Annotated in this window: 27 protein-coding genes and 3 tRNA genes; 18 read left to right on the top strand and 12 right to left on the bottom strand. The window is 54.6% G+C overall.

Annotation, left to right across the window (positions count from 1 at the left end; all coding sequences use genetic code 11):
• The first annotated feature begins 27 nt into the window (after positions 1-27).
• The 5 genes from HZU72_RS06830 to HZU72_RS06810 all read left to right on the top strand — a co-directional run bounded on the left by HZU72_RS06830 (position 28) and on the right by HZU72_RS06810 (position 3,839).
• Positions 28-969, top strand: a complete 942-nt coding sequence (locus HZU72_RS06830; RefSeq protein ID WP_009287569.1) for a ribose-phosphate pyrophosphokinase — start codon at positions 28-30, stop codon at positions 967-969.
• A gap of 96 nt (positions 970-1,065) precedes the next feature.
• Entirely contained in the window at positions 1,066-1,710 is a 645-nt protein-coding gene (locus HZU72_RS06825) for a 50S ribosomal protein L25/general stress protein Ctc (protein ID WP_180091118.1), read from the top strand.
• A gap of 192 nt (positions 1,711-1,902) precedes the next feature.
• A complete protein-coding gene (pth, locus tag HZU72_RS06820) occupies positions 1,903-2,490 on the top strand; it encodes an aminoacyl-tRNA hydrolase (RefSeq protein WP_180091117.1) in 588 nt (195 codons plus the stop codon).
• Positions 2,491-2,594: 104 nt separating this feature from the next.
• Positions 2,595-3,686: a redox-regulated ATPase YchF gene (gene ychF / locus HZU72_RS06815; RefSeq protein WP_180091116.1), complete on the top strand. Its 1,092-nt coding sequence runs from the start codon at positions 2,595-2,597 to the stop codon at positions 3,684-3,686.
• Between the two features lie 76 nt (positions 3,687-3,762).
• Positions 3,763-3,839 (top strand) — tRNA-Met (locus tag HZU72_RS06810).
• A gap of 89 nt (positions 3,840-3,928) precedes the next feature.
• On the opposite strand, the gene HZU72_RS06805 is transcribed toward HZU72_RS06810, so the two are convergent.
• Positions 3,929-5,233, bottom strand: a complete 1,305-nt coding sequence (locus tag HZU72_RS06805) for a M18 family aminopeptidase (RefSeq protein ID WP_180091115.1) — start codon at positions 5,231-5,233, stop codon at positions 3,929-3,931.
• Positions 5,234-5,371: 138 nt separating this feature from the next.
• Here HZU72_RS06805 and HZU72_RS06800 point away from each other — a divergent pair, with 138 nt between their 5' ends.
• Complete coding sequence (locus HZU72_RS06800) at positions 5,372-7,489, top strand: carboxy terminal-processing peptidase (protein WP_180091114.1); 2,118 nt, start codon at positions 5,372-5,374, stop codon at positions 7,487-7,489.
• Positions 7,490-7,565: 76 nt separating this feature from the next.
• Here HZU72_RS06800 and HZU72_RS06795 read toward each other — a convergent pair whose 3' ends face one another.
• The 3 genes from HZU72_RS06795 to HZU72_RS06785 form a co-directional block, all read right to left on the bottom strand.
• Positions 7,566-7,931: a metalloregulator ArsR/SmtB family transcription factor gene (locus tag HZU72_RS06795; protein WP_180091113.1), complete on the bottom strand. Its 366-nt coding sequence runs from the start codon at positions 7,929-7,931 to the stop codon at positions 7,566-7,568.
• A gap of 164 nt (positions 7,932-8,095) precedes the next feature.
• Positions 8,096-8,171, bottom strand: a tRNA-Asn gene (locus tag HZU72_RS06790).
• Between the two features lie 74 nt (positions 8,172-8,245).
• Positions 8,246-8,321, bottom strand: a tRNA-Asn gene (locus HZU72_RS06785).
• Positions 8,322-8,518: 197 nt separating this feature from the next.
• Here HZU72_RS06785 and miaB point away from each other — a divergent pair.
• The 5 genes from miaB to lnt all read left to right on the top strand — a co-directional run bounded on the left by miaB (position 8,519) and on the right by lnt (position 14,366).
• Positions 8,519-9,862 (top strand): tRNA (N6-isopentenyl adenosine(37)-C2)-methylthiotransferase MiaB, encoded by a 1,344-nt coding sequence (miaB, locus tag HZU72_RS06780; RefSeq protein ID WP_180091112.1) that lies wholly within the window; start codon positions 8,519-8,521, stop codon positions 9,860-9,862.
• Positions 9,863-10,130: 268 nt separating this feature from the next.
• Positions 10,131-11,210: a PhoH family protein gene (locus HZU72_RS06775; RefSeq protein ID WP_180091111.1), complete on the top strand. Its 1,080-nt coding sequence runs from the start codon at positions 10,131-10,133 to the stop codon at positions 11,208-11,210.
• A gap of 38 nt (positions 11,211-11,248) precedes the next feature.
• Positions 11,249-11,761, top strand: coding sequence for an rRNA maturation RNase YbeY (gene ybeY / locus HZU72_RS06770; protein ID WP_371829536.1), 513 nt, complete (start codon positions 11,249-11,251; stop codon positions 11,759-11,761).
• A gap of 166 nt (positions 11,762-11,927) precedes the next feature.
• The gene (locus tag HZU72_RS06765) at positions 11,928-12,827 is read left to right on the top strand and encodes a CorC family transporter (RefSeq protein ID WP_022522556.1); all 900 of its coding nucleotides are present in this window, start codon (positions 11,928-11,930) and stop codon (positions 12,825-12,827) included.
• 63 nt (positions 12,828-12,890) lie between these two features.
• Positions 12,891-14,366 (top strand): apolipoprotein N-acyltransferase, encoded by a 1,476-nt coding sequence (gene lnt / locus HZU72_RS06760; RefSeq protein WP_180091110.1) that lies wholly within the window; start codon positions 12,891-12,893, stop codon positions 14,364-14,366.
• A 135-nt stretch (positions 14,367-14,501) separates the two neighbouring features.
• On the opposite strand, the gene HZU72_RS06755 is transcribed toward lnt, so the two are convergent.
• Entirely contained in the window at positions 14,502-15,563 is a 1,062-nt protein-coding gene (locus HZU72_RS06755; protein WP_180091109.1) for an NAD(P)-dependent alcohol dehydrogenase, read from the bottom strand.
• 221 nt (positions 15,564-15,784) lie between these two features.
• Between HZU72_RS06755 and HZU72_RS06750 the strand changes: the two genes are divergently transcribed.
• Positions 15,785-16,678: an AraC family transcriptional regulator gene (locus HZU72_RS06750; protein WP_180091108.1), complete on the top strand. Its 894-nt coding sequence runs from the start codon at positions 15,785-15,787 to the stop codon at positions 16,676-16,678.
• 34 nt (positions 16,679-16,712) lie between these two features.
• Here HZU72_RS06750 and HZU72_RS06745 read toward each other — a convergent pair whose 3' ends face one another.
• Positions 16,713-17,138, bottom strand: coding sequence for a VOC family protein (locus HZU72_RS06745; protein WP_180091107.1), 426 nt, complete (start codon positions 17,136-17,138; stop codon positions 16,713-16,715).
• A 136-nt stretch (positions 17,139-17,274) separates the two neighbouring features.
• Between HZU72_RS06745 and HZU72_RS06740 the strand changes: the two genes are divergently transcribed.
• Both HZU72_RS06740 and HZU72_RS06735 read left to right on the top strand, forming a co-directional pair.
• Complete coding sequence (locus HZU72_RS06740) at positions 17,275-18,159, top strand: LysR family transcriptional regulator (RefSeq protein ID WP_180091106.1); 885 nt, start codon at positions 17,275-17,277, stop codon at positions 18,157-18,159.
• A gap of 32 nt (positions 18,160-18,191) precedes the next feature.
• Complete coding sequence (locus HZU72_RS06735) at positions 18,192-18,425, top strand: DUF3820 family protein (protein WP_022522550.1); 234 nt, start codon at positions 18,192-18,194, stop codon at positions 18,423-18,425.
• Here HZU72_RS06735 and HZU72_RS06730 read toward each other — a convergent pair.
• Positions 18,422-18,781, bottom strand: coding sequence for a hypothetical protein (locus HZU72_RS06730; RefSeq protein ID WP_180091105.1), 360 nt, complete (start codon positions 18,779-18,781; stop codon positions 18,422-18,424). The genes HZU72_RS06735 and HZU72_RS06730 overlap by 4 nt on opposite strands.
• Before the next feature lie 95 nt (positions 18,782-18,876).
• Here HZU72_RS06730 and HZU72_RS06725 point away from each other — a divergent pair, with 95 nt between their 5' ends.
• Positions 18,877-19,644 (top strand): DUF1499 domain-containing protein, encoded by a 768-nt coding sequence (locus tag HZU72_RS06725; RefSeq protein ID WP_180091104.1) that lies wholly within the window; start codon positions 18,877-18,879, stop codon positions 19,642-19,644.
• Positions 19,645-19,673: 29 nt separating this feature from the next.
• Here the strand turns inward: HZU72_RS06725 and HZU72_RS06720 are convergent, their stop codons facing one another.
• The 5 genes from HZU72_RS06720 to HZU72_RS06700 form a co-directional block, all read right to left on the bottom strand.
• Complete coding sequence (locus tag HZU72_RS06720) at positions 19,674-20,036, bottom strand: ribbon-helix-helix domain-containing protein (RefSeq protein WP_180091103.1); 363 nt, start codon at positions 20,034-20,036, stop codon at positions 19,674-19,676.
• A gap of 124 nt (positions 20,037-20,160) precedes the next feature.
• Positions 20,161-20,730, bottom strand: a complete 570-nt coding sequence (locus tag HZU72_RS06715) for a DJ-1/PfpI family protein (RefSeq protein ID WP_180091102.1) — start codon at positions 20,728-20,730, stop codon at positions 20,161-20,163.
• A gap of 111 nt (positions 20,731-20,841) precedes the next feature.
• A complete protein-coding gene (locus tag HZU72_RS06710) occupies positions 20,842-22,941 on the bottom strand; it encodes a methyl-accepting chemotaxis protein (protein ID WP_180091101.1) in 2,100 nt (699 codons plus the stop codon).
• A gap of 45 nt (positions 22,942-22,986) precedes the next feature.
• Complete coding sequence (locus HZU72_RS06705; protein ID WP_235976010.1) at positions 22,987-24,108, bottom strand: ABC transporter substrate-binding protein; 1,122 nt, start codon at positions 24,106-24,108, stop codon at positions 22,987-22,989.
• A gap of 318 nt (positions 24,109-24,426) precedes the next feature.
• The gene (locus HZU72_RS06700; protein ID WP_180091099.1) at positions 24,427-25,041 is read right to left on the bottom strand and encodes a flavin reductase family protein; all 615 of its coding nucleotides are present in this window, start codon (positions 25,039-25,041) and stop codon (positions 24,427-24,429) included.
• A gap of 122 nt (positions 25,042-25,163) precedes the next feature.
• Between HZU72_RS06700 and HZU72_RS06695 the strand changes: the two genes are divergently transcribed.
• The 3 genes from HZU72_RS06695 to HZU72_RS06685 all read left to right on the top strand — a co-directional run bounded on the left by HZU72_RS06695 (position 25,164) and on the right by HZU72_RS06685 (position 26,916).
• Positions 25,164-26,111, top strand: a complete 948-nt coding sequence (locus HZU72_RS06695) for a D-2-hydroxyacid dehydrogenase family protein (protein WP_180091098.1) — start codon at positions 25,164-25,166, stop codon at positions 26,109-26,111.
• A 188-nt stretch (positions 26,112-26,299) separates the two neighbouring features.
• Positions 26,300-26,719: an alternative ribosome rescue aminoacyl-tRNA hydrolase ArfB gene (gene arfB / locus HZU72_RS06690; RefSeq protein ID WP_180091097.1), complete on the top strand. Its 420-nt coding sequence runs from the start codon at positions 26,300-26,302 to the stop codon at positions 26,717-26,719.
• Positions 26,716-26,916 carry a DUF1289 domain-containing protein gene (locus HZU72_RS06685; RefSeq protein ID WP_180091096.1) on the top strand — a complete coding sequence of 67 codons (201 nt, stop codon included), beginning with the start codon at positions 26,716-26,718 and terminating at the stop codon, positions 26,914-26,916. The genes arfB and HZU72_RS06685 overlap by 4 nt, the downstream gene beginning before the upstream one ends.
• The last annotated feature ends 2 nt before the right edge of the window (positions 26,917-26,918 follow it).

Genomic DNA, 26,918 nt, shown 5'->3' with positions numbered 1-26,918 from the left:
TCCCCAACACTGCAAAGGTGGCTGCGCGTGTCAAAATTGATGGTTTTCGCCGGGAATGCCAATCCCGCACTCGCTCAAAAAATTGCCGAGAGCTTAGACAGCCGTATGGGTAACGCTACGGTGGGTCAATTCAGCGACGGCGAAATCGCAGTCGAGATCAATGAGAACGTGCGCGGTAAGGATGTCTTCATTCTACAATCCACCTGTGCACCGACAAACGACAATCTGATGGAGTTGATCCTGATGGTCGACGCACTGCGTCGCGCCTCGGCAACTCGCATCACGGCGGTACTTCCCTACTTTGGTTATGCTCGCCAGGATCGCCGCGTGCGCTCCGCCCGGGTACCGATTTCCGCCAAAGTAGTGGCGGACATGATGGTTAAAGCAGGCGTTGACCGCGTGATGACCATGGATCTACACGCTGATCAGATCCAGGGTTTCTTTGACGTCCCTGTGGACAACGTCTACGGCTCTCCCATTCTGCTGGATGATATCGAGCGTCAGAATTACAGCGACCTTGTCGTCGTTTCCCCTGACGTGGGCGGCGTTGTTCGCGCCCGTGCCATCGCCAAACAGCTGAATGCCGATCTCGCCATTATCGATAAGCGCCGCCCCCAGGCTAACCAAGCCCAGGTGATGCATATCATCGGCGAGATTGAGGGCCGCACCTGTGTCGTAGTCGACGACATGATCGATACTGCAGGCACACTGTGCAAAGCCGGTGAAGCCTTAAAAGATCACGGCGCCAAGCGCGTGGTGGCCTATGCGACACACCCGATCCTGTCCGGCCCTGCGGTCGATAATATTACCAACTCCGTACTGGATGAAGTGGTGGTGACCGACACCATCCCGCTATCTGACGTTGCCCGTCGTAGCGGAAAAATTCGCCAGTTGAGCGTTGCTGGACTGATCGCAGAAGCGATTCGCAGGGTCAGCAACGAAGAATCTGTCAGCGCGATGTTCCACTAATCCGCTGACGATACAGCCCCCTTTTGGGGCCACGGAAACGTCGTCGTCTGGTCGCGGTCGGCGGCGTCTTCCTTACTTAAACTAAGAGGCAATTCCATGTCTGATTTTATCCTGAAAGCCAGCGTTCGTAACGACCTGGGGAAAGGTGCGAGCCGCCGCCTGCGTCGTGCGAACCAGCAAGTGCCGGCCGTTGTATACGGTGGCGAAAAAGGCGCGCAGTCCATCGCTGTTGAAAAAACCGCTTTCTACAAAGCGATTGAAGATGAGTCTTTCTTCTCTTCCGTCATCAAACTGATGATCGAAGGCAAAGAAGAGCAAGTCGTTGTTCGTGACCTGCAGCGTCACCCTTTCAAGCCGCTGCTGACCCACGCCGACTTCCTGCGCGTTGATGCGACTCACGAAATCACCATCAACGTGCCGCTGCACGTGACGGGCGAAGAGAAGTGTGTCGGTATCAAAGACCAAGGCGGCGAACTGCACGTACTGGCCAACGAAGTGGCGATCAGTTGCTTGCCGAAAGACCTGCCTGACTTTATCGAAGTCGACATCGCTGCCGTTGAGCTTGGCACGACACTGCACCTGTCTGACCTTACCCTACCGGCCGGCGTCACCTCAGTTGACCTGTCCCACGGTGAAGAGCATGACAATGCAGTACTCAGCATCACGAAAGTAAAAGTGCGTGCTGAAGCAGAAGATGAAGATGGTGAAAGCGAAGGCGAAGAAGACAGCAGCGCCGAGTAAGTACCCCGTTAAGCATCCTAGTGGGGCCATGCCTGCATGGCCCTCGTGATGCTGACATGATGTTAGAATCAAGCGCCTCGGCGCTTGATTTTTTTTAGGGCCGTCGCTGGCGCGGCGTCAACCATGTTTTCTGGATTGTTTTAGTCTTCTGGATAGTTTTGGTCTTCTGGATATTTTGTGCGAGGTGGGAAGATGAGCCAGGTAACAGCCATTATTGGATTAGGCAACCCCGGAGCGGAGTATGAAGCCACGCGCCATAACGCCGGTTTCTGGCTGGTAGAGGCTATTGCGCAGAGCGCCCATGCAGAGCTGCGACCGGAAAAGAAATTTTTCGGCCACTACGCCAAGGTACGCCTAGGCGGCCATGAGCTGCACCTGCTCAACCCCGCCACCTTTATGAACCGCAGTGGTGCCGCGGTGGCAGCCTTGTGCCAGTTTTTCAAACTTGCCCCTGAAAACCTACTGGTCGCCCACGACGAGCTCGACCTCCCCCCCGGCCAAGCACGCTACAAAACCGGTGGCGGGCATGGAGGCCATAATGGCCTGCGCGATATTATTAGCGCATTAGGCGGCCAGAAGCAGTTTCACCGGGTACGAATTGGCATTGGTCACCCCGGCGAGGCACGCCAAGTCACTAATTATGTATTGGGGCGTCCCGGCAAGGCCGAACACGAGGCCATTGTTCGCGCCATGGACGAGTGCGTCACCACCCTGCCGCTAGCGCTCGCGGGAGACTGGGCCAAAGCCATGAACCAGCTGCACAGTCTCAAGCCAGCATAGACGCCGCCAAAAGCGGTTAAGTTACGCCGGTAGCTGACGGCTAATGCATCTCGTAGAATGGCGATTACTTTTACGCCCTACCACCTTATTCTCAGGAACATTTTATGGGTTTCAATTGCGGCATCGTCGGCCTGCCTAACGTCGGCAAGTCCACACTATTCAATGCACTGACCAAGTCAGGCATCGATGCAGAAAACTTCCCCTTCTGTACCATTGAGCCGAACGTGGGTATCGTGCCGATGCCGGATCCGCGCCTTGATAAGCTTGCCGAGATCGTCAAGCCTCAAAAAGTACTGCCGACCACCATGGAGTTCGTCGACATTGCTGGCTTGGTTGCCGGGGCATCCAAGGGTGAGGGCCTAGGTAACAAGTTCCTGGCTAACATTCGTGAAACCCAAGCAATTGCCCATGTAGTGCGCTGCTTCGACAACGACAATGTTATTCACGTAGCCAACCAGGTCGACCCCCGCTCCGATATTGAAACAATCAATTTAGAGCTGGCGCTGGCCGACCTGGACACTGTTGAAAAAGCCAGCCAGCGCTTGGTTCGCTCGGTGAAGGGCGGCGACAAAGACGCCATTGCCACCAAGGCAATTCTTGATCGCATCCAACCCCACGTTGCGGAAGGCTTGCCGCTACGTAGCTTTGGCTTAAGCGAAGAAGAACAGCGCCAGGTGAAGAGCTTCGGCTTTTTGACCTTGAAACCGACCATGTACATCGCCAACGTCAATGAAGACGGTTTCGAGAACAATCCTTACCTGGATATTGTTAATGAAATCGCCGCTGAAGAAGGTGCACTGGTGGTACCTGTTTGCAACCAGCTGGAAGCAGAAATCGCCGAGCTGGATGACGAAGAGCGCTCGATGTTCTTAAGCGAGATGGGCATGGACGAACCGGGCCTTGATCGTGTCATTCGCGCGGGCTACTCACTGCTAGGTCTGCAAACTTACTTCACTGCCGGCGTTAAAGAAGTTCGCGCCTGGACAGTGAAAGAAGGCGCCACAGCCCCAGAAGCCGCTGGCGTGATTCACACCGACTTCCAGAAAGGCTTCATCCGTGCAGAAGTGGTTGCCTATGAAGACTTCATATCGCTAGGCGGGGAGCAGGCAGCCAAAGACGCCGGCAAGTGGCGCCTGGAAGGCAAAGAGTACATCGTCAAAGATGGCGATGTGGTGCACTTCCGCTTTAATGTGTAAGCGACAACACTGGCACGACCAGCAATAAAACATTGACTGAAGGCGGGGTTATCAGTATCATTCGCCCCCGTTGAAAGGCTACGTAGCTCAGCTGGTTAGAGCACATCACTCATAATGATGGGGTCCCCTGTTCAAATCAGGGCGTAGCCACCAAGCATATTAAAAGCCCGATAATTTTATTAACGGGCTTTTTTGTGTTGCCAAGTTTTTATTGCTAAGTAAAATTCAGCTATTTGCTTATATTAGCTTAATGCGGGGCGGTTTAGAAATAGCGTTAGAGCGCGGGTTAGATACTCAACATCTTTAGTACCCGCGGTTTCCCGAATCGAATGCATCGCCCATTGAGGCACCCCCACATCAATGGTGGGCACACCCAACTCGGTGGCAGTAATCGGGCCAATCGTGCTTCCGCAGCCCATATCCGCCCGGGTAACAAACGACTGCACGGGTACGTCAGCCTCACGACATACATCGCGAAACAGCGCGCCGGTGACACTATTGGTGGCGTAACGCTGGCTGGAGTTCACCTTGATGACCGGCCCACCATTAATCGCTGGGCCATGGCGCTCATCGTGCTTGTCGCGAAAGTTAGGATGCAGTGCGTGGGCATTATCGCAAGAGATCATCAGCGACGACTGAATCAGTTGAATCAGCGACTCGTCGCTTCCCTTGCCCACTTGGCCATTAATGCGCTTTAGCACATCCGCCAAGAACGGGCCTTGAGCACCACAGGCACTGGCGCTGCCGACTTCCTCGTGATCGTTGGCCACCAACAAAGCGCCTTGGCTGCCATCGCAAGCCAAGAGCGCTTCTAAACCAATGAAGCAGGAGAGCAGGTTATCCAATCGGGCGCTGGCCACCAGCTCTTGCTTAACACCGACCAGAGACGGCGGCTGAACATCGTAAAAGCCTAATTCAAAGTCCACCACTTCCACTGCACGCAGGCCGTGCTGCTCTTCTAACCATTGCGCCACTAGTTCATCTAGCGTAGCCGTATCGCTCTGCATCAATACTGGCGCCATTTGCGTCTGCGGGTTAATCGGCCGACCTGCGTTGACATCACGATCCAGGTGAATCGCCAGGCTCGGCACCATGGCAATTGCCCGATCGACATTTAGTAATACGCTTTCCAAGCGACCATCGGCATGGCGCACATGCACACGCCCTGCCAGGCCCAGGTCACGGTCAAACCACGGCGCTAACAAAACACCGCCATACACCTGCACTCCCAACTGTAGCCAGCCTGCAGAGTACTGCGTGGCGTTAGGCTTTAGATGCAGCCCTGGGCTATCAGTGTGGGCACCGATCATACGCAGCGCCGTCACTTCAGACTCAGGCAGTTGAAAAGCAATAATAGCCGAGTCATTACGGGTGACATAGTAGCGCTTGCCCGGGGTTAGCTGCCAGTCGGCCTTCTCTTCCAGCCGCTGAAAACCGGCTTGCTCCAATCGTGCAGCCATATTGCCTGCAGCGTGCCACGGGGTCGGTGACTGGCGCAGAAAATCGCATAACCGCATTAAACGATCAGCGTTGAAAGTCTCGGACATGGAAATCCTCATAACAGTAATGATTGAGTCTCATCGCGCAGGCGACCTGCTACAATACTCCCTCGACCTACGCAACTCATGGGTCATATGCGAGTCTAGGGAAGAATGAGTGTACACAAATCCGGGAGAGCTTGACTGATGAGCTTGTTTGCAACGCTTTCGCGTTCGGTCGCCCTGGCTGTCATGCTGGTTGTTACCAGCCCAGCCGCCTTGGCGCAACTTGAGCCGACCGACGAACAACGCCAAGCGGCAGTGGAAATTGCGGACTCGCTCCGCTACGGCCATTATGCTGACATTACATTTGATGAAGCGTGGTCGCAGGATGCTTTCCAACGCTATTTGGATATTCTGGACGGCCAGCGCGCCTACCTACTGCGCAGTGATATCGAGCCCTATCGTCACTTAGAGACGGGCATGGCAGAAGCTCTTTTTAATGGAGAGATAGATGATGCGTTCGATCTCTATAACACTTTTAGTGATCGGCAACGGTCGCGCCTTGAGTCGCTACTGGCAAAGCTGGACGAAGGCCTTGATTTCGATTTTGAGAGCAACGAGCGTTTAGAAATTGATCGTGAAGAGTCGCCCTGGGCATCCCGGCAAAGCGAGCTAGACGAGCTATGGCGCAAGCGGCTTAAAAACGACGCTTTAACGCTCGCTCTGACCGATCAGGATAGCGAACAGATTGAAGACAACCTGCGCCAGCGCTATGAAGGCCAACTAACGCGGCTGGAGCAAACCGAATCTGAAGATGTATTTGGCGTACTGATGGCAGCCGTTACTAGCAGTATCGACCCACATACTGGCTACCTCTCCCCCCGCCAGGGTGAATCTTTCGATATTCAGATGAGCCTCTCCCTTGAGGGCATTGGCGCCTTACTTCAGTCCGATGGTGAATATGTCAAAGTTTCCAGCCTTGTGCCTGGCGGCCCAGCGGAGCGCGCCGGTGTACTTGAGCCAGCGGATCGCATCATCGCCGTAGGCCAGGAAGAGGGTGAGATGGTCAATGTGGTCGGCATGCGACTGGACAACGTAGTGGACCTGATTCGTGGCCCTAAAGGCTCTGTGGTTCGTTTGGACGTGGTGCCTGCCCAAGCGGTGGATATGACCCGCTCGCAAACCGTTGAGATTACCCGAGACACCGTTAGCCTTGAAGACCAAGCCGCCCACGGCGAAGTGATTGAAGTTGAGCGTGATGGAGAACCTCACCGCCTAGGAGTCATTAACATTCCTACTTTCTACGTCGATTTTGACGCCTGGCAAGCGGGTGAAGAGGAGTATCGCAGCACTACCCGCGACGTAGCCAAAGAAGTCGAACGCCTTAAAGAAGAGGGCGTGGAAGGTATCGTGCTTGACCTGCGCAACAACGGCGGCGGTGCGCTCCAGGAAGCCAACTCGCTTATTGGCCTGTTTATCGATCGCGGCCCCACCGTACAGGTGCGCGATGCCCAGGGGCGTATTCAACTGTATGGCGACAGCGAAGCAGGGACACTTTATGACGGCCCGCTAGGGGTGCTGGTCAATCGCCTCTCCGCCTCTGCCTCTGAAATTTTTGCCGGTGCGATTCAGGATTATGGTCGCGGTTTAGTATTGGGCACGCCGACGTTTGGCAAGGGCACCGTGCAGACACTCAACGAGCTGAGTCATGGACAGATCAAGCTGACTCGCGCCAAGTTCTACCGCATTTCTGGCGACAGCACCCAGAACCGCGGCGTTGAGCCGGATATCGACTTCCCCAGCCTGATTGACCCCGAGCGTATTGGTGAGAGCAGCCTGGATAATGCCCTGGCCTGGGACACCGTTCAGAACGTCCAGTATCGCCGCTATGGAGAACCTGAAACCATGCTGGACAAGCTGATAGCCCAGCACGACGCACGTGCCCAGGACAACGCCAACTTTCGCTATTTAGAGCGCCAGTCCACGCTGGCCCGCCAGCTACGCGAGCAGCACACCAGCGTGAGCTTAAATCGCGAGCAGCGTAAGCGTGAAATGGAAGCTCAGGAAGCCGAGCAGCTTTCGCTGGAAAACCAACGCCGCCGAGCACTGGGCCTTGAAGAACTGGATGAGTGGATGGATGCCCGGACGGATGCTACCGAAGGCGTCGGAATTGAGGACGCAGAGGCAGCCCAAGACAGCGAAGGGGAAAGCGGCGAAGATGACGCACTGGCCGTTGACCGCGCCTATGTGCTCGAATCGGCTGAAATCCTGCTCGACTACGCCCATCTGCAAGACACTCAGCGACTAGCCGCAAAGCGCTAAGCAAGCCGAGTTAAAGAAGCAAACGCCGCCCCTTAGAGGGGCGGCGTTCTGGCTTTAATTGGCCTTAACCCTGGTTTCAACATAGCGCCGCCAGGCGCGCTGGCCGATCCCCCATTTTGGTTAAGCGCCGAGTCAACGCCGCTAACTGGGCGGCACTGCCCTGGCTACCCGCGCGAATAACCTCATGAGTCCAGGCAGGTAACTGGGGGGCAAGCCGGTAATAGACCCACTGACCCTCACGCTGGTCACTCAGCAACCCACATTGACGCAGCTGAGCCAAGTGGCGCGATACTTTAGGTTGGGACTCCTGCAGCGCATGAGTCATTTCGCACACGCAAAGCTCCTGCTCTTGAGCCACCAGCAGTACCAGCATCAAACGCGTCTCATCGCTTAAACATTTAAATACTTGTAGCGCCTGGGGCGCATTGACGTTGCCCACCATAAACTTCCCAAACTGAATGATTATGTGCAGTTTACGCCACAAGAACCGTTAGCGGTAAGCACCGTGCGAATGCTCGACATTCAGGTACAGAAAAACACCCAGATGCCCTTAAGCAGCGGGTGATTAAAGAAACAGTGAGACTTAAACTAACAGGGGGTATTAATTGGCTCCTCGAGCAGGACTCGAACCTGCGACCCAATGATTAACAGTCATTTGCTCTACCAACTGAGCTATCGAGGAACATCATAAGCTATCTTTCAAACGCTATAGTGTTTAAAGCGAAGCCAACTTGTCCATGAACATCAACAAGTGATTGGCTCCTCGAGCAGGACTCGAACCTGCGACCCAATGATTAACAGTCATTTGCTCTACCAACTGAGCTATCGAGGAACTGCTCAAACACGGTGCGTAGTATACCCATAGAATCGTGAGGGTCAAGTATCGATTATGGATGAACGCTAGCCGCTGGTTTCTTGTATCCGTATAATGCGCCAACTAACGATAGCGGTTTGGACACATCATTGCCGACCGCACGACAACACTCCATTCATCCTCGTCCCCCGACGACTCATAGATGACAGGTACCGATGGCGAAGAAGCTCTTCATCAAAACGCACGGCTGCCAAATGAACGAGTACGACTCCTCCCGCATGGCGGATCTACTCGGCGAATCTCACCAGCTCGAACTCACTGATAATGAGCGTGAAGCCGATGTCATTCTGCTAAACACCTGCTCAATTCGCGAAAAAGCGCAGGAAAAAGTTTTTCATCAGCTGGGACGCTGGAAAAAACTTAAAGACGCTAATCCCAACCTGGTGATTGGCGTGGGCGGCTGCGTGGCAAGCCAGGAAGGCGAAGCGATTCGCAAGCGCGCGCCCCACGTGGACATGGTGTTCGGGCCGCAAACCCTGCACCGCGTACCCTCAATGTTGGATGCCCGCAGCAATAATCAGATTGCCGCCGTGGATGTCACCTTTCCCGAGATCGAGAAATTCGACCACCTGCCCAAGCCCTCTTCTGATGGCGCAACGGCGTTTGTGTCGATCATGGAAGGCTGCTCAAAGTACTGCACCTTCTGCGTGGTGCCTTACACCCGCGGCGAAGAGGTCTCGCGCCCCTTTGAGGCGGTGATGGATGAAGTCATTCACCTTTCCGACCAGGGCGTGCGCGAGATCAACCTGTTGGGCCAGAACGTCAATGCCTACCGCGGTGAAAACCAGCTTGGCGATGAAATCGACCTGGCCGAATTGATTTCCTGTGTGGCGGCGGTAGAGGGCATTGACCGCATCCGCTTTACCACCTCACACCCGGTGGAGTTTACCGACAGCCTAGTCGACGCCTATGCCGATATTCCTGAGCTGGTGAGCCACCTTCACCTACCGGTACAGTCGGGTTCAGACCGTATTCTTACCGCCATGAAGCGCGGGCATACGGCGGCTGAATACATCGAAAAGATGGAGCGTATCCGCGCCAATCGCCCGGACATCAGTTTCTCTTCCGACTTCATCATCGGCTTCCCCGGCGAAACAGAAGAAGATTTTGAAGCGACGATGAATTTAATTCATCAAATCGGCTTCGATCACTCGTTCAGCTTCGTTTACTCCGCACGCCCCGGCACACCTGCTTCTGGCCTGCCGGATGAAACACCGGAGAGTGTCAAAAAGCAGCGTCTGGCGATTCTGCAGGAGCGGATCATTCAGCAAACCGCGCAAATTAGCCGCCGCATGGTCGGCAGCACACAGCGTGTACTGGTTAACGGCTTTTCGCCGCGTGACCCCGGCCAGCTCTCAGGGCGTACCGAGAATAACCGGGTGGTTAACTTCCGCGCTGCCAACCCCACCGAACTAATCGGCTACTTTGTCGATGTAGAGATCACCGAGGCATTTCCCAATTCGCTACGCGGTGAGCTTGCCTCACCCGAGCGCTATTGATCATTTATAAATGTCCGATAACGAGTGCAAGGGCAGGTTGAAGCGAGGGTCTTTTGCCAAGGCCGGAAAAGGCTCCCAACAATTCCGGCATTTCCGCCATCCATGGCGGTCAGATGGCAAAAGTAGCGCCCAAGGACGGGTTCACAGCGTCCTCGCGGAAACCTGCTCTTGGTACCGTGATGTACTTTCACTTATCACAGATCATTGCCCCGCTTCTGGTGGGGCAGTAAGCTGAACGATACACACACTAACGAGGGGTTCCCCACTCTTGAGCCAGCCAACACCTCAGGCCAATCGCATCATCACCTTAAGCCTTGAACCCAATGATCCGCAGCGCCTTGCTAGCCTTTGCGGCCAGCAGGACGAGCATTTGAAGCTGATTGAAAGCCGCCTAGATGTGACGCTGCGCAACCGGGGCAATGTGTTCCAACTGGCGGGCCCAGCCAACCGCATTAAGGCAGCGGCGAACGTGTTGGAACACCTCTATCGCGAAACAGCGGCGAGCGAACTTGACGCCGACACTGTGCACCTGTTCCTACAAGAGTCCGGGCTTGAAGCGCTGGAAGAGGAAGTTGACGGCACCGGCAGCAGCGATGAAGTGATCATGCGAACCCCGCGCACCATGATCAAACCGCGCGGGCTCAACCAGCAGCGCTACGTTTCAAGTATCCGCGAACACGATATCAATTTCGGTATTGGCCCTGCGGGTACCGGTAAAACCTACCTCGCTGTTGCCGCCGCAGTTGAGGCACTCAACCAACAGGAAGTACGCCGCATCCTGCTCGTACGTCCGGCGGTGGAAGCGGGTGAAAAACTTGGCTTCTTGCCTGGCGACCTGGCTCAGAAAATCGATCCCTACCTGCGGCCTCTTTACGATGCCCTTTATGAAATGATTGGCTTCGAGCAGGTGGCAAAACTGATTGAGCGTCAGGTGATTGAGATTGCTCCGCTGGCCTATATGCGTGGCCGTACGCTCAATAACTCCTACATCATTCTGGATGAGAGCCAAAACACTACCCCGGAGCAGATGAAAATGTTCCTGACCCGGATTGGCTTTGGCTCCACCGCAGTGATTACCGGCGACGTGACCCAGGTCGATCTACCCAAAGGACAGCGTTCGGGACTGATTCAGGTGCTCGACGTGTTGAAAGACACGCAAGGCATCGGTGTCACCCACTTTGCCGCCAAGGATGTGGTACGCCATCCGCTGGTACAGCGCATTATCGAAGCCTACGATATGTTCGAATCCCAGCAGGAAGTGGAAGAGCGCGCCCGCCGCGAGGCACGCCAGCAAGAGCGTGACGCACGTATGCAGGCACGCGAAGACGCATGGGATAGTTCGCGATGAGCATGTCTTTATGAGCATGTCTTTATGAGTAGGTCTTTATGAACGATGCCCCTATGAACCAGGCCACGCAGGTCATTGTTGATCGCCAGGCGGCGATTGATGAACCGCTTCTACCCGATCTGACACAGCTCACCCAGTGGGTGGGCTGTGTGTTTGCCCACCACCCTGACGACCAGCGTCTTGAAGTGACTATTCGCTTTGTGAATGAGCTTGAAAGCCAAACGCTCAACCGTGATTACCGCGGCAAAGACAAAACCACTAACGTGCTGTCATTCCCTTTTGAGAGCCCGCCGGGCGTGGATTTGCCGTTACTCGGCGATCTGGTGATTTGCCATGCCGTGGTGGCCAAAGAAGCCAACGAGCAAAACAAGCCGATCGAGCACCACTACGCCCATATGGTCGTGCATGGCATCCTGCATTTAATGGGCTACGATCATATTGATGATCACGAGGCCGAGGAAATGGAGCAGTTTGAGCGCGAGCTGTTAGCCGAGCTAAGCATTCCTGATCCGTATGCTGACAGCCTCCCACCCAATAGGGAAAACGCTTAGCCCCTTACCTCTTTATTATTTAACGGTGGGCGCGTTAAATCACGTAACAACTAATCTGGTACTATCCCCCGTTTCAGTGATAAAACAGCTACCTGACGACATGGTTTATATAACGATGTCGTCAACGAGATAGCAACTGTCTGCCCGCAAACGAGAGAATTGACGCATGAGCGAAGACCGATCGAGCAACCCCAATCAAAAATCCTGGCTCGAGAAACTCTTTGGCGCCCTTTCCGGAGACAATGACGAACCCAGCTCACGCGATGAGCTGATGACGTTTTTACGCCATACCGCTGGGAAATTAAAGCTGGATCAAGACGCCATTATGATCATCGAAGGCGCCCTTGAGATCAGCGATCAGCAGGTTCGTGAAGTGTTGATACCCCGCTCCCAGGTCTCAGCCATTGCGCTGGATCAAACCAGCGACGGCTACCTACCGCTGATTCAGGAAACCGGTCACTCCCGCTACCCGGTGATTGGTGAAAACCTGGATGATGTAAAAGGCATCCTGCTGGTAAAAGATTTACTCCCCCTGCTCTCCCAGACCCAGGCCCAGCGTGATGCGTTCAAGTTAGACGACATTTTGCGCCCCGCGATGTTTATCCCTGAATCAAAACGTCTAAACAGCCTACTCAAAGAGTTTCGGGATACTCACAATCACATGGCAGTGGTGGTGGATGAATACGGCGGCACGGCGGGCATTATCACTATCGAAGACATTCTTGAGCAGATCGTCGGCGACATCGAAGATGAGCACGATACCGATGAAGAGGACGATATCCGCGAAATAGAGAATGGCCGCTACGCCATTCGCGCACTGACCCCCATCGAAGACTTCAACGAACGCTTTGACACCGAGTTCTCTGACGATGAGTTCGATACCGTTGGTGGCCTGGTAATGCAGCAGTTTGGTCATCTACCTCGACGCGGTGAACACACCATTCTGGGCGGCTGGCGGTTTGTGATTCTCAATGCAGATACCCGACGCATCCGTCTACTCGAAGCCTATCGCGACACTCGCCGCGATGACGAAGAGGATGATGACCAGGAGAACAAGCCAGCCTAGGCGCTTGTTGTCACGCTGCTTTCTATCCACTCCCTCGCACATTACCGTAGATAGGTTATCGCTATGGGTTTACCCCCCGCGTTTTTGTTACAGCTGCTTGCCGCCCTGGTGGCGGGCGGTTTCACCACCCTAACGGCTTCCCCTTTTGAGCTTTGGTGGCTGGGCCCGGTGGCAATTGGCTTACTCTATGTGGGCCTGCACACTTTAACCCCCGCCCAGGCGGCTCTGAAGGGCTGGTTATACGGTGTGGCACTGTTCGCCAGCGGTACCTCCTGGGTGTATGTCTCTATCCACGACTATGGCTACACCGGTGTACCGCTAGCCGTTTTCCTGACCGCGCTGTTCGTGACGATTCTGGCACTGTTTTTTGCCGGCACTTTCTGGCTCTACCGGCGCTTTACCTCCGCCCGGTTCGCGTTTGTCAGCTTTGCCGGCGCCTGGGTGCTGGGCGAGGTGCTGCGCACCTACCTGTTTACCGGCTTTCCCTGGCTACTGCTGGGCTCTGGCTACGTCGACTCGCCGATGGCTGCCTGGGCGCCCGTTGGCGGCGTATACCTGCTCTCGCTGCTAGTCGCACTGAGCGGTGCACTTGGCGCTGAGCTACTGTTGCGCCGTCAGTGGTGGTCGCTTGCCCCACTGGCGGCCATTTGGCTGATTCCCTTGGCACTCCCCCAGCAGTGGACTACCCCAGCCGCCGAGCCTACGCGCGTGGCACTGCTACAGGGTAATCTACCGCAGCTGTTGAAGTGGACGCCCGAAGGGCAGCGCACGGCGGCGAATACCTATAGCGAACTCACCCGCGAAGTCGCCGATGAGGTTGACCTGATCATCTGGCCAGAAACCGCCCTGCCGATGATGGAGACCCAGGCCCGGCCGGTGCTGGAGCGGGTGCAAGCGAACCTACCGCCCGACGTCGCCCTGCTCACCGGCATCGTTCAGCGCGACGAGCAGGAGCGCTACTTCAATAGCGTGATTGGCGTCGGCGACGTAGAGGGCAGCTACCAGAAAGAGCACCTGGTGCCTTTTGGTGAGTACCTGCCGCTGGAGAGCGTACTCCGCGGGGCGATCGATTTTTTTGACCTCCCCATGTCGACCTTTACCAAAGGTGAGCATGAGCAAACACCGATGCAGGCCGCCGGGATTAATATTGGCAATGCGATCTGCTATGAGATTATTTACCCGCAACTAGTGGCCCGCCGTGCCCAAGACAGCGGTGTGATCATGACGGTATCTAACGACACCTGGTTTGGCGCCTCAATTGGCCCCCACCAGCATCTGCAGATGGCACGCCTACGCGCCCTAGAGAATGGACGCTATGTGGTCCGCGCCACCAGCAATGGCATTACCGCTATTATCGATTCCAATGGGCGCATTGTTGAACGCGCGCCGCAGTTTGAGACAACTACGCTCACCGGTGAGTTTTACGCCATGGAGGGACTAACACCTTTCACCCGCTTGGGTAGCTGGCCAGTTTGGCTACTAGCAGGCTTGATGCTCTTGCCCGGCGTAGTGGCAGCAAGAACCACACGCCAAGCGTGAACTTGAAACGCCATAGTCGCTAAAGCGGCTAGCTAGAAAAACGGCCCGGGTCCTCTGCAGGACTCGGGCCGTTTTGTTTTACTCAAGCTAACCGCCTATCTACGTGGCTAGATAGGCGGCTACTCAATCCGTTATTTAGGCTGCGCTGTTTTTTAGCGTCGCCATATCAATCACGAAACGATAGCGAACATCGCCTTTTTCCATGCGCTCAAAACCTTCGTTAATGTTGTTGATATCGAGCATCTCAATATCACAGGTAATGCCTTGATCAGCGCACAGCTTGAGCAGCTCTTCGGTCTCTGCAATGCCACCAATTAGCGAACCGGCCACTACACGACGCTTAAAGACCAGGTTAAAGGCTTCAATGGCGGGCTCAATGGGCTCCAGCAAGCCAACGATGATGTGAGTACCGTCATACTTCAGCGACGTTAGGTAAGGGTTTAGATCGTGCTGTACGGGCACGGTGTCGAGCATGAAGTCGAAGGTTTCAGCCACCGCATCCATTTGTGCCTGGTCGCTGGAAACCACCACGTGGTCAGCACCGTTACGTTTCGCTTCTTCAACCTTGGCGTCGGAACGGGTGAACACCGTGACTTCAGCGCCCAGCGCTTTGGCCAGTTTAACGCCCATGTGGCCTAAGCCACCCATACCGATCACACCGACTTTATGGCCTTTGCCCACGCCGTGATGCTTGAGCGGCGAATAAGTCGTCACACCGGCGCAGAGAATCGGCGCCGCTGAGGCCAGATCAATACCATCAGGCATCTGTAGCACAAAGTGCTCGCTCACCACGATGGAGTCGGAGTAGCCACCCTGGGTCATTGTGCCATCCTGGCGATCTTCGCTGCCGTAGGTCATGGTGAAGCCTTCCAGGCAGTACTGCTCTACGCCGTCTTTACAGGCGCTACAGGTACGGCATGAATCCACCATGCAGCCCACACCCACCAGGTCACCGGCTTTAAAACGCGACACTTTATCGCCCACAGAGGTCACGCGACCGACAATCTCATGGCCGGGGACGACGGGGTACTGGCTCATGCCCCAGTCATTGCGAGCAAAGTGCAGGTCGCTGTGGCAGACGCCGCAATAGAGAATTTCGATGGCTACGTCATCGGGGCGCGGCTGACGACGATCAAACGTAAACGGTGCTAAGGGCTTATCGTTAGCAAATGCGGCGTAGGATAATGCTTGGCTCATCGGTGAAACTCCTTATCAGCAAAAGACTGCCGTATAAATCAACAGCCATTTGCCTCGCGTGCGAGGCATGCCAATAGTATTGGCCTATTCAGTGGGGATAGCGATAAACGAAGCTACGTCATTTTTGCCAAATACTCCGACACAACGTAATAAAATAACAAAAAATAGCCATAAATCGTTATGATTATACAAAAGTCACCATAAACCCGAGAGAAACCATCATGGCCTCCACCGCTCAGGCTGGCAATGCGCTGGCTGCCGTTATCGCGCCACTGGTTAAAGGCGACGGCATCAATCAAACACCGCTACCCGGCGTGTCGTTACTCTGTTTAAGCCGCCATCAGGTACGTACGCCACTGCTCTATGAGCCGAGCCTGACCATCATTGCCCAGGGGCGCAAAATGGGTTATCTCGGTGATCGCGAAATCCACTACGACCCCGGCCACTACTTAGTGCAAACGCTGCCACTGCCTTTTGAGTGCGAAACCCACGGCTCACCGGAAGCCCCGTTACTGGGTATATCGGTACGCCTGGATCCGGCGCTGTTAAGCGAGATGGTGACGGCCATGGGCGATACCGGTCATAACGCATTGGCTCCGCTGCCGATGGCCTCGGTGGCCATGACAGAGGAAATGCAGGATGCCGTTTTGCGCTTGGCCAACGCGCTACATGCAGACATTGAGCGCAACACAATGGGCAACGCTCGCATCCGCGATGTGGTGTTTGAAGCGCTAAGGGGGGAACAGGGACCTGCTTTACGGGCGTTGGTATTAGGACACGGTAATTACTCACGTATCGTGCAGGTGCTGTCTAAGCTCCACACCCATTTTGCCGATGACTTTAGCGTGGAGCAGTTGGCAGCACAGGCCCATATGAGTCCGTCGACATTTCACCAGCACTTCAAGCAAATTACCCGCTCGTCACCGGCCCAATACTTAAAACAGTTGCGCTTAATCAAAGCGCAGCAGTTGCTGTTACAGGACAATCACAACGTCAATCAGGCCGCTGCGGCGGTTGGTTACCGCAGCGTGCCTCAATTTAGCCGCGACTATAAACGCTACTTTGGTGAGCCCCCGCTTCAACATCGCCGTCAGGAGCAAGCGTTACGAGCTTAAAACGAGATTTAATGCAGGGCTTATTTGGCAAAATTTATTTGGCAAAAACCTGGCTCATATCTTTAAACGCCTTGAATTCCAGGGCATTTCCGCAGGGGTCGAGCAGAAACATGGTGGCCTGCTCACCTACCTCGCCTTTGAAGCGAATGTAGGGCTCAATCACAAACTCCGTATCGCGCGCTTTCAAGCGCTCGGCCAAGGCTTCCCACTCGTCCCACGCTAATATTACGCCAAAGTGCGGCACCGGTACGTTGTGCCCATCTACAGGATTAGTGTGGGCGCTTTCTTGCCCCGGCGTTTTGGGCTGCTCATGAATGACCAGTTGGTGGCCAAAGAAATTAAAGTCGACCCATTGCTCGCTGGAACGCCCCTCTTCCAGGCCAAACACATCGTTGTAAAACGCCCGCGCCAGCGCTACATCGTAAACGGGTATCGCCAGATGAAAGGGTGAAAGGCTCATGGTCATTCTCCACATTATTGGGTTTTATGAGGGTTAGCGGGCACTTTTTATGCAGCCCCGCTGTATTAATCCTAGGGCCGCTCATGGGAAAATAAAATCAATAACTATTTAGCTGATTCACAAAAAGGATTGATCAATGATCCGCGAGCTAAAAACGCTGATTGCGGTAGCACAGGAAGGCACCTTTGCCGCAGCGGGCAACAAAATTGGCCTGACTCAAGCGGCGGTGAGCGCACAAATGAAACGTCTTGAGGAAGAGTTGGGTATCCCACTGTTTGAGCGTAAAGGGCGTACCGCCATATTGACGCAGCGTGGGCAGGAAACGTTAAAGCAAGCTCATACACTGCTCACCCTCTACAGTACACTGGGTGCGACGACTGCAGGCCAACCCACCACTCAACGGGTCAACATTGGGGCCATCGCGTCCATACAGCGCTCGCTACTGCCCGATGCGCTGGCGCGCTTTCATCACGGCTATAGCGAATGCCGCACCCGCGTTGTGCCAGGGCTCTCCATGGAGCTGGTGAATCAAGTCGACGCTGGGGAGCTTGATATGGCGGTGATTATTCGCCCGCCCTTTTCACTGCACAGCGATTTACGCTGGACGCCCCTTGCCCACGAGCCATTTCGTTTAATCGTGCCGCGCCATATTGAGGTCGATCACTGGCGGGAGCTGATCGCCCGCCAGCCGTTTGTCCGCTACGACCGCGCCTCCTTTGGTGGGCGGCAGGTCGAACGCTTTCTACGTGACAATCACTGCAATGTGCGTGAAGTATGCGAAGTCGATGAACTAGAGGCCATCGTTAAGCTCGTCGCCAAAGGGGTAGGCGTTGCCCTGGTGCCCCAGGCGATTGCGCAGCAACGCTGGCCAGCGGAAGTGCGTGCGATTGATTTAGGCGAACGCACCTTTCACCGTGATGTCGGGCTAATTCATCCCAGTAGCGGTCATTTGAGCGAACCCGCCCGGGCGCTTGCCCAACTGATTGGCGAAATCGCCCAGCGGCCTGATAATAGCGCCTAAGGCGTTTCGTTGAATATCAAAGGAGTAACTGCATGAAACCAGAGGATCTGGAAAAGTTAGTGACTCGCACCATGCCCTTTGGCAAGTACGAGGGTCGGCTTATCGCTGACCTTCCCGGCCCTTATTTAAACTGGTTCGCTCGGGAGGGGTTTCCCTCCGGGGAAATTGGCCAACTGCTGCATCTGATGCACGAAATTGATCATAACGGACTTGGCCCGTTGCTTGACCCACTGCGAAAAACGCCTAGCCAGCGTGGCGAAACTTAAGGGTGAGCGTTTTTATCTGCGTTCTCACGCTCGTCAAGGGCACCCTGAAACTCAACACGGTAAGCGGCCTCTTGCTGTGCGGTGTCCGCAGGAAAGCGGCCTAAGGCGACGGCTAGTTCAAAAAAACCAGCTGCGGGTAAACCGTCGCCGCGCCGGCTGACCACCAGTGCTGCGATGAAAGGCTTCTGCTGTGCGGCGTCTTCGCGCATTAAATGCTCTAACGCCTGAGTAACTTGAGCGATAGTCCGCGGCGGTGTTAGCGCTAGCGCGCTAGCCACCTGCTGATATGTCATTGGCAGGGCTTCACGCGGTGCGCTGAGCAGTAGCTGGCGAAGAGCGGCAACGTTATCGGTCATATATATCCTATCGTCAGGGTTTAACACGTTCACACTGCCAATTGACCCAGTGTTTGTGCTAAGAATAGCGAAATACGCTGTGATAAGGAGAGAACATGGTAACGCGACTAACAACGGTACGCCCTCGTGGAGGCCGTTGGCCAGGCGTCCTGGCTGGCTTAGCCATTTTGCTGCTAGCGGCGGCGACCCTAATGATGGCGGGCTCCGGGCCTGCTTATCGGGGCGAATTTATCAGCCTAGGCGAGGCGTTCAACTTACTCCGTAACGGCGTTTATGCCGCTGGAGGAGCAGTCGCGGTCAGTATTGTCACGCTACTGTTTAGCCTGCTGGCTCGTCGCTCTAGACCCGCTTTAATAGCCACGCTGGTTATCGTCGCCGCTGCTGCACTGCTTTACGTACCCTGGCAGCATTGGCAACGCGCTCAACAGGTGCCCGCAATTCACGACATCACCACCGATACGCAAAACCCACCTGCCTTTGAAGCGTTAGCTGACGTACGAGAAGCGGCGCCGAACGCGGTTGACTACCCGGGCGATGCCACCGCTCAGCAGCAGCAAGCAGCCTATCCTTATATCAAGCCGCTGGTCTTGGACGTGGCCCCACAAACGGTACTCGCTGCCGCACAAGCAGAGGCCGAAGAGGCTGGCTGGCGGATCGCCCGAATTACCGACAATCACATAGAAGCCACTGCGACCACGCGCTGGTTTGGCTTTGAGGATGATGTGGTCATTCGCCTAACCGAGATTGAGAACGGGGTGCAGGTGGATATGCGCTCAGCGTCACGTCTGGGTGCAAGCGACGTGGGCACTAACGCAGCGCGTATTGAACAGTTTTTAACGGCGTTGGAAGCGCGACTTGAGTGACCGTTTCAATAACGCCTTACTCACTCCTATCAATGCAATGGGTCGCGCGTTTTGCCGCCCTCACGCGCTAAAATTTGCTCAGCGTCCAAGGTGGCAATTGGGATTTGGTGCTGGGTGGGAATATCACCGGTCAATTGCAGCGCTTGATAACGCAGGGCGCAAACGCGCAAAAAAGAAGTAAAGTTACCCAAATCGTGTCCGGCGTCGATGGATTCGTGATAAAGCCGGGTAATCATCTGGGCCGTGTTCATTCCGTCACGCTGGGCTATCTCTTCCAGAATGTGCCAGAAGTAATTTTCCATTCGCACACTGGTAACCATGCCATCAATACGCAACGAGTGTGTCGCGCTGCGCCACAGCTCAGGGTCGGCTTGAATAAACAGTTTACACATGGGCGTTGTCTCTCCGCGTATTCGTATCCACTCAAACTATTAGCATAGCGGCAATTATTGGCGCAGCAAATAAGAGCGCCCAGCGGGAGCTGGGCGCAAAGACCGTCAGGTTACTGGGTCACGCTCACTTATTCAGTAGCGCCATAAACTGCGCAAGCCAGGCGGGGTGGGCAGGCCATGCAGGGGCGGTAACCAAGTTGCCATCGGTTATCGCATCGGTCACCTCCAGATTGGCAAAATGACCACCTGCAAGCTCTACTTCCGGCTGGCAGGCCGGGTAAGCGGAACACTGCCTCCCTTCCAGTACTTTTGCAGCGGCTAATAACTGAGCGCCGTGGCAAATCGCCGCCACGGGTTTGTTGGTCTCAAAAAAGTGCTGAACCATGGTTAGCACCTCTTTGTTCAAACGAAGATATTCAGGCGCACGTCCACCAGGCACTACCAGGGCATCGTAATCGGCGGGGTTAATACTGGCAAAATCGGCATTCAGGGCAAAACGGTGGCCGGGCTTTTCGGAATAGGTTTGATCGCCTTCGAAGTCATGAATCGCCGTCGCCACAGTATCGCCCGAGGCTTTCCCAGGGCAAACTGCATCGACGCGATGACCGACTGCCATAAGTGCTTGAAATGGCACCATGGTTTCATAATCTTCAGTGAAATCGCCGGTGATCATTAAAATGCGTTTGCTGCTCATCTCAGTGCTCCTCTTGGTTATCTTATGGTTATTGATCGAGTGTTTGAGCACACGCAGGGCGTGTTAGATGAGACTAGCAAGCGCCTTCCGACAATAGGTAGTAATTGCTTACTACTGAGTCACTTTCTCCTGCTGCGGAAGCGCTAGATGCCGTTGTCCTGCCGTGTCGCCGACGCGAAAACGCCCTACCAGTGAATGCATATCACCGGCACGATCATCCAGCGTATGGCTGGCAGTAGTCGCTTCTTGCACCAAGCGGGCGTTCTGGTGTGTCACCTGATCCAGCTGCGAAATTGCCTGATTGATCTGATCAATACCAGCCGATTGCTCATGGGTCGCCCCAGCAATCTCGGTAACATAGCGCGTCACCTCTCCCAGGCTATCAATGATTTCCTGCAGGTGTTTGCTTGAGGCGTTTACCAGTTGCTCACCTTCGCTTACCTTGGCGACACTGTCGTCTACCAAATGACGAATTTGGGCCGCTTCGTCGGCGCTACGTCCCGCTAGTTTGCGCACTTCTTGGGCCACTACGGCAAACCCACGGCCCTGCTCACCCGCTCGCGCCGCCTCAACAGAAGCATTGAGCGCCAGCAAGTTGGTTTGAAAAGCGATATCGTCAATGGCTTTGATGATCGAGGTAATCTTTTCGCTCGCCTCGCGGATATCCCCCATTGCCGCCGTGGTGCGCGTTGATACCTCACCAGCGGCACGGGCGCGCTGGTCAACATTACCGCTAGCGTCTTTGGCTTGGTCAGCGTAATCAGCGGTCTGCTTCACCGTGGCCGTGATCTGCTCAAGGCTTGAAGCCGTTTCCGCCAACGATGCTGCCTGCTGGTCAGTACGCTGGGAGAGGTTTTCATTACCGGCGGCAATTTGGCGGCTGCTGGCCGCGATAGCTTCGGCACTTTCGCGGATTTGAGCCACCATGCCTTCAAAAGTATTCATCATGTTGTTAAACGCTTGGGCAGTTTGGCCCACTTCATCATTGCGCTTAAGCTCAAGACGCTTAGAAAGGTCGGCGTTTTCTCCTGCGGTTCCGCTGATGCTTTCCATTTGCTGGCGCATAGCCACTAGCGGGCCCAATACACGCACCATGGTACGCCAGCCAAAGATGGCAAGCAGCGCGATAACCGCCAGAGTAACCGTAATCAGCAATGAACGCCCGGCGTTGGCTAATGCTTCGGCCTGGGTCGCGGCGCTGTCCGCCTGAGCCACGGTAAATGCCTCCACGTCGCTCAGCGCCGTGCGCATCTGCGCCATGGCCTGGGCAACATTGGTGAGCGCCGCTTGCACCTGGGCGTTTAATTCTAACTGCTGTAAACGCAGCTCATAGACAGCGTTGTCATCGGATACCATCAACCCATCCAGCCCTACGATGACATCGTCTAAATCACTGATTAGCGCGCGCTGATCCACTTCGGTGCTAGGCGCGTCGGCGATCGCCACCAGTGATTGGCGAGCTAGCCCCACCTGCTGGGCAATTTCATTGTGACGCAAATTGACCAGCGCATCGGCGCTATTCGTTTGCATCATTTGGCGGCCAAGATCTGACAGTTGCGCTAATGCCATGCGCGCATTGCCGCTCAGGCGCCCGATATCCGCTTGCCCGGTAAACATATTGTCGAGCAACTGAGTCGGTAGCGTGGTCATGCCATCTTCGCGCCAGGCTTCCATTAACTCTCGCTGTTCACGGTCACTGCGAACCTGTGCTAGCGCCGTTCGCCCGGCAATATCTTCTGCACTTAGCATTACTTGAGAAATAAGCGCTTGCATCGCACTGATGCGCTCGGCCATCTGGGTTTGTAGGCTCAACTCTTCGCGGCGTAAAGTTTCCAGCGCCGTATCTCCTTCCAGCAATGCTTGATAGTGGCTATCCAGCTCACTCAATCCTTGCCCTTGATCAACACCATGGAGGCCTTGCCGTGCATCATTAAAACGCTCATCCAGTGCCGCTTGAGTGGTGACCTCATCTAGACCAGTCATGCTTTCTGCGGCAAGCAAATCCGCATGGCGTTGGCCAAATGCCCCCATGGTAAGCACCATGCCCATGCTGGCATCCTGAAGCGGCAATACTTCATTGGTAATATAACGCTGTGAGTCGATTAGCCGTTGGTTGGTCGTCCAACCGGTTGCCGCCAGCACCACAGCGCCTAGCACTGCAGCTAAGAACAGGCTGATCAACATCGCTCGAATACTTAAGGTTTTTTTCATTATCTGTTTTCACTTGTGTCAGGGGGCAGACAGGTAACGTAAGCTTTAGGGCAACAGGCTTGCCCATTCCACCGACTCGAAACGGCCGTTTTTAATAATGGTTGGCCATACTGCATCACTGGCTTGATGGTCATTTGGCCCCAAGCTCAACGGCTCTTCCAAACCAATATCAACCGAACCCAACCCAAGCAGGCCATCCACAATCGCCTCACGGTCAGGGTTAGCACCGGCCGCTCTTACGCCCTCAACAAAGAGTTTTGCCGCCAAATAACCTTCCAGGGAAATAAAGTCAGGCTCACTACCACGGGCATGGGTTTCCAGCGCTTTGCGGTAGGCCTCAACGGCGGGCAGGTCGGCATTTAGCGGAGGCACGACTTGGGTAATAATGACGCCTTCCGCCAGATCGCCAAGTTCATCCATAAGCGCTTGGCTGCCCACAAAGGAAACGTTCAGAAATACTGTGTCAGGTAAGTCATTTTTCGCTTCACGAATGAAGTCAGCTGCGGGGCCGTATGTACCGACGATGATAACGGCGCGCGGTGTTACCGGCGCTTCCAGAATGGTCGCTAAGCCCTGGTGAATATTACGTGTACCGCGAGTAAAGCGGCCATGAGCAAGTGCTGCAATATTATCGACGCCATGGGCAGTTAGTGCCTGGGTGGCGCCATTGTATCCTGCATCGCCAAAGCTATCGTTCTGCGTAAAGAAGGCGATCTCCTCGGGCAAAACACCTGCCTCCAACAGCCCGTCCACCATGGCGGCGGTTTCTTGTACATAGCTTGCCCGATAGTTAATCACGTAGCGGTCAGGCGGCGCCTTACGCAGCACACCCGCGCCAGTAAAAGCGCCATACAGTAGCGTTTTATATTCGTTAAAGATGGGAATAGTAACGGTGGCCGTCGGCGTGCCGACATTACCGATCGCCGCTAGCACTTCATCCTCTTGAAGCAACTGTCGGGTATTACTGGCGGCCTGTAGTGGTTTGTACTGATCATCCCGGGCAATTAACGCCAGCGTTTCACCATTAACCCCGCCTGCCTCGTTGACCTCGGCAAAGTAGGTCTCGATACCTTTTTGCATACCCAATCCTAGCGGTGCGGCCCCACCGCTGGAAGGAGCAACAATGCCGAAACTCAGTTCTGCCTGCGCAAGAAGTGGAACAAACATCCCAACTGCTAATGCCATATTAAATAAGTATTTTCTTAATAAGGCCTTTTTTGACAAGGCTTTTATTAATAACCCGATTCCCAATCGTTGCATTGATCTGCTCCTTGCTGGCTAGATCACTTCCCCACTACATAAATGGCAATAGCGAATACGTGCAATGGTTAACACCGCACGCGTTCGAAATCACCAACCAGTACTTATCTCTATCGGCGGGAGAATATACGACTAAAGATTTATTATCGTCGATTACCAAGTAACAAATATTACTTAGATTGTAACAATTGATGTCACGCCCGCAATTAGCGCAAAATTATGCTTTTAAGCAGGTCTTTCGATGGCGAAACGGTCACTGATACGGATGTAATCACTGCCTGCAAGTCGGCCAACAGGTTTGAGTCGATCCATATCTACATGGCGACCGTCCCACAGCGAATCGTCAATATGGATGGAGACAACCTGAGCCAGCACCAAAGTACCTGCTAGCGGCTGGTCACCAAAGCTAATCATATCGAATAGTTTGCAACCAAAGGCCACGGGAGCGTTGGCAATGCGTGGCACGCTGACCCCAGGCATCTCAGCTTTTTCAAGGTCGGCCAGCGCAAACTCATCCTCTCCTGGCGGCAAGCTGGCGCTAGTGGTATTGAGCGCTTCTATCAGCCCCTCACTGCCCACATGTACGACACATTCAGGTACTTCTTTTAAATTGCGCACGGTGTCTTTAAGTTCACCGCTACCATTAAGCAGTGGGGAAAACGCCAGCACCGGTGGATTCACGCTGGCCACGTTGAAAAAGGAAAATGGCGCCAAATTGGCATTTCCTTGCTTATTCTGGGTAGACACCCAGGCAATAGGTCGGGGGCAAACAGTGCCCGATAGTAATCGATAAATAACCCCTGGGCTTAGAGGGGAATCATCCAATAGGTAGTCGCTCATTTTTGACTCCTGGGTAATGGGTTTAGGCGTATTATCAACCTATAACAGCTATCACTTTACAACAGCATTGCCAGCATAGACGTGTTTTACAAACACATGCTGCCAAGCAAGGAACCGATTCGATGAAGATTGTCATTGCCGATGATTATCAGGACTGTGTGCGCAGTTTAGACGCTTTCAAGCAGCTAGAAGGCCAAAAGGTAACGGTTTATCACGATACGCTTACCGACCTGGACGCATTGAGCGCGCGCTTTCAAGATGCGGAGGCTTTGGTACTCATTCGTGAACGCACGCCGGTCACGGCCGCCCTGCTTGAACGCTTGCCCAACCTGAAAGTCATTAGCCAAACGGGTGGCGGTGCAGCGCACGTTGATGTGGAGGCTTGCCGCCGTCATGGCATCACTGTCATGACGGGAACTGGCTCGCCTTATGCGGCGGCAGAATTAACCTGGGGCTTAGTGCTTGCCGCGATGCGCCATATACCAGCGGAGGTTGAGAACCTGAAAACGGGCCGTTGGCAGCGTACCTTAGGCACGGGCCTTAAAGGCCGCACCCTAGGCATTTTTGGCTATGGCAAAATCGGCAGCTTAGTAGCGCGCTATGGCCAGGCATTTGAAATGAACGTTTTGGTATGGGGAAGAGAAGGCACCCGCCAGCGCGCTTCAGATGCTGGACTAGAGGTAGCCAAAAATCAGGCCGATTTGTTCCAGCGTGCGGATGTGCTCAGCCTACACCTTCGTTTAAACGACGATACTCGCGGTATCGTCAACGCTGAATCCCTCTCCCACATGAAGCCTGCGTCGCTATTAGTCAACACGAGCCGCTCTCAGCTATTGGCCCCGGGTGCACTCGAACAGGCACTCCAAGCCGGGCACCCCGGCCAAGCTGCGGTAGACGTTTTTGACGAGGAGCCTGCGTTCGAAAGCTTGCTGCTGGCGTTACCCAACCTTATCGCCACGCCTCATCTTGGCTATGTGGAAAAGGATAGCTACGAGCTCTACTTTGGCGATGCGTTTAGTAACCTGCTGGCCTACATCAATGGTCAGCCCGTTAACAATCTAGCTGGCTAATAACGCGCTAAAACGTGGGCTTAACACCAGGGCTGCAAGCACCTCATAGTCTCATCAGGCTGGTAGCCCACACATTCGCGAGCTGAAGCTCTCTCCCACAAGTGCTGAAAGCCCTCCTTCATCTCATCAGGCTGAGGAGTGCCAATTGTGCTAGCCTTATGGGTTCACGAGTAACACAGGGGCCATTAATGCTCACCATTTCTAGCAACGTTACCCTGGCTGATTGGGAGATTGATATTAGCCAGATTCGCGCCCAAGGCGCGGGCGGCCAGAACGTCAATAAAGTCGCTTCAGCGGTACACCTGCGCTTCGATATTCTTAGCTCAACACTGCCACCGCTGTACAAAGAGCGCTTAATGGCGCTGTCCGATCAGCGCATCAGTAAAGAGGGCGTGGTGGTGATTAAAGCCCAGAGCCATCGTAAGCTTGAGCTGAATAAAGAGGATGCGTTGGCACGGTTAAAAGAGCTGATACAGAGTGCCACCAAGCAGCAAAAAGCACGCCGCGCCACTAAGCCCACTAAAGGTTCACAGCGCCGCCGCGTCGATCACAAAACCCGTAAGGGCAAAATTAAATCGCTGCGCGGTAAGGTCTCGGCATCTTCATGACGAAAAACGCCGCATCGCCCAATGGACGACCTCTCTCACCTTGCGTACATATTTGCCAGATCGAGCCCACCACGTCAGTCTGCCACGGTTGTGGCCGAACGCTGGATGAAATCGCGGGCTGGGGCAGTATGACCGAGGCCGAAAAAGCCCCGGTATGGGAACGTCTGGAAAGTGAAGGTTACGTATCTGCCCGCTAGGT

Origin of the sequence: Vreelandella sedimenti (genome assembly GCF_013416325.1) — a bacterium.
In the GTDB taxonomy this organism is placed as follows: Bacteria; Pseudomonadota; Gammaproteobacteria; order Pseudomonadales; family Halomonadaceae; genus Vreelandella; species Vreelandella sedimenti.
Note: the sequence above shows the minus strand (reverse complement) of the source record. Positions and strands in the feature narration are given on the sequence as shown.

Excerpts from the sequence above, each read along its gene's own strand:
- HZU72_RS06695 (WP_180091098.1), top strand. The coding sequence starts at position 25,164 with ATGAAGATTGTCATTGCCGATGATTATCAGGACTGTGTGCGCAGTTTA.
- HZU72_RS06755 (WP_180091109.1), bottom strand. The coding sequence starts at position 15,563 with ATGAGCCAAGCATTATCCTACGCCGCATTTGCTAACGATAAGCCCTTA.
- HZU72_RS06720 (WP_180091103.1), bottom strand. The coding sequence starts at position 20,036 with ATGTGTAAACTGTTTATTCAAGCCGACCCTGAGCTGTGGCGCAGCGCG.
- HZU72_RS06730 (WP_180091105.1), bottom strand. The coding sequence starts at position 18,781 with ATGACCGATAACGTTGCCGCTCTTCGCCAGCTACTGCTCAGCGCACCG.
- HZU72_RS06795 (WP_180091113.1), bottom strand. The coding sequence starts at position 7,931 with ATGGTGGGCAACGTCAATGCGCCCCAGGCGCTACAAGTATTTAAATGT.
- HZU72_RS06735 (WP_022522550.1), top strand. The coding sequence starts at position 18,192 with ATGAAACCAGAGGATCTGGAAAAGTTAGTGACTCGCACCATGCCCTTT.
- HZU72_RS06750 (WP_180091108.1), top strand. The coding sequence starts at position 15,785 with ATGGCCTCCACCGCTCAGGCTGGCAATGCGCTGGCTGCCGTTATCGCG.
- HZU72_RS06725 (WP_180091104.1), top strand. The coding sequence starts at position 18,877 with ATGGTAACGCGACTAACAACGGTACGCCCTCGTGGAGGCCGTTGGCCA.
- pth (WP_180091117.1), top strand. The coding sequence starts at position 1,903 with ATGAGCCAGGTAACAGCCATTATTGGATTAGGCAACCCCGGAGCGGAG.
- HZU72_RS06685 (WP_180091096.1), top strand. The coding sequence starts at position 26,716 with ATGACGAAAAACGCCGCATCGCCCAATGGACGACCTCTCTCACCTTGC.
- arfB (WP_180091097.1), top strand. The coding sequence starts at position 26,300 with ATGCTCACCATTTCTAGCAACGTTACCCTGGCTGATTGGGAGATTGAT.
- HZU72_RS06740 (WP_180091106.1), top strand. The coding sequence starts at position 17,275 with ATGATCCGCGAGCTAAAAACGCTGATTGCGGTAGCACAGGAAGGCACC.
- HZU72_RS06825 (WP_180091118.1), top strand. The coding sequence starts at position 1,066 with ATGTCTGATTTTATCCTGAAAGCCAGCGTTCGTAACGACCTGGGGAAA.
- ychF (WP_180091116.1), top strand. The coding sequence starts at position 2,595 with ATGGGTTTCAATTGCGGCATCGTCGGCCTGCCTAACGTCGGCAAGTCC.
- HZU72_RS06715 (WP_180091102.1), bottom strand. The coding sequence starts at position 20,730 with ATGAGCAGCAAACGCATTTTAATGATCACCGGCGATTTCACTGAAGAT.
- HZU72_RS06765 (WP_022522556.1), top strand. The coding sequence starts at position 11,928 with ATGAGCGAAGACCGATCGAGCAACCCCAATCAAAAATCCTGGCTCGAG.
- lnt (WP_180091110.1), top strand. The coding sequence starts at position 12,891 with ATGGGTTTACCCCCCGCGTTTTTGTTACAGCTGCTTGCCGCCCTGGTG.
- HZU72_RS06700 (WP_180091099.1), bottom strand. The coding sequence starts at position 25,041 with ATGAGCGACTACCTATTGGATGATTCCCCTCTAAGCCCAGGGGTTATT.
- miaB (WP_180091112.1), top strand. The coding sequence starts at position 8,519 with ATGGCGAAGAAGCTCTTCATCAAAACGCACGGCTGCCAAATGAACGAG.
- HZU72_RS06805 (WP_180091115.1), bottom strand. The coding sequence starts at position 5,233 with ATGTCCGAGACTTTCAACGCTGATCGTTTAATGCGGTTATGCGATTTT.
- HZU72_RS06710 (WP_180091101.1), bottom strand. The coding sequence starts at position 22,941 with ATGAAAAAAACCTTAAGTATTCGAGCGATGTTGATCAGCCTGTTCTTA.
- HZU72_RS06745 (WP_180091107.1), bottom strand. The coding sequence starts at position 17,138 with ATGAGCCTTTCACCCTTTCATCTGGCGATACCCGTTTACGATGTAGCG.
- HZU72_RS06705 (WP_235976010.1), bottom strand. The coding sequence starts at position 24,108 with ATGTTTGTTCCACTTCTTGCGCAGGCAGAACTGAGTTTCGGCATTGTT.
- ybeY (WP_371829536.1), top strand. The coding sequence starts at position 11,249 with ATGAACGATGCCCCTATGAACCAGGCCACGCAGGTCATTGTTGATCGC.
- HZU72_RS06800 (WP_180091114.1), top strand. The coding sequence starts at position 5,372 with ATGAGCTTGTTTGCAACGCTTTCGCGTTCGGTCGCCCTGGCTGTCATG.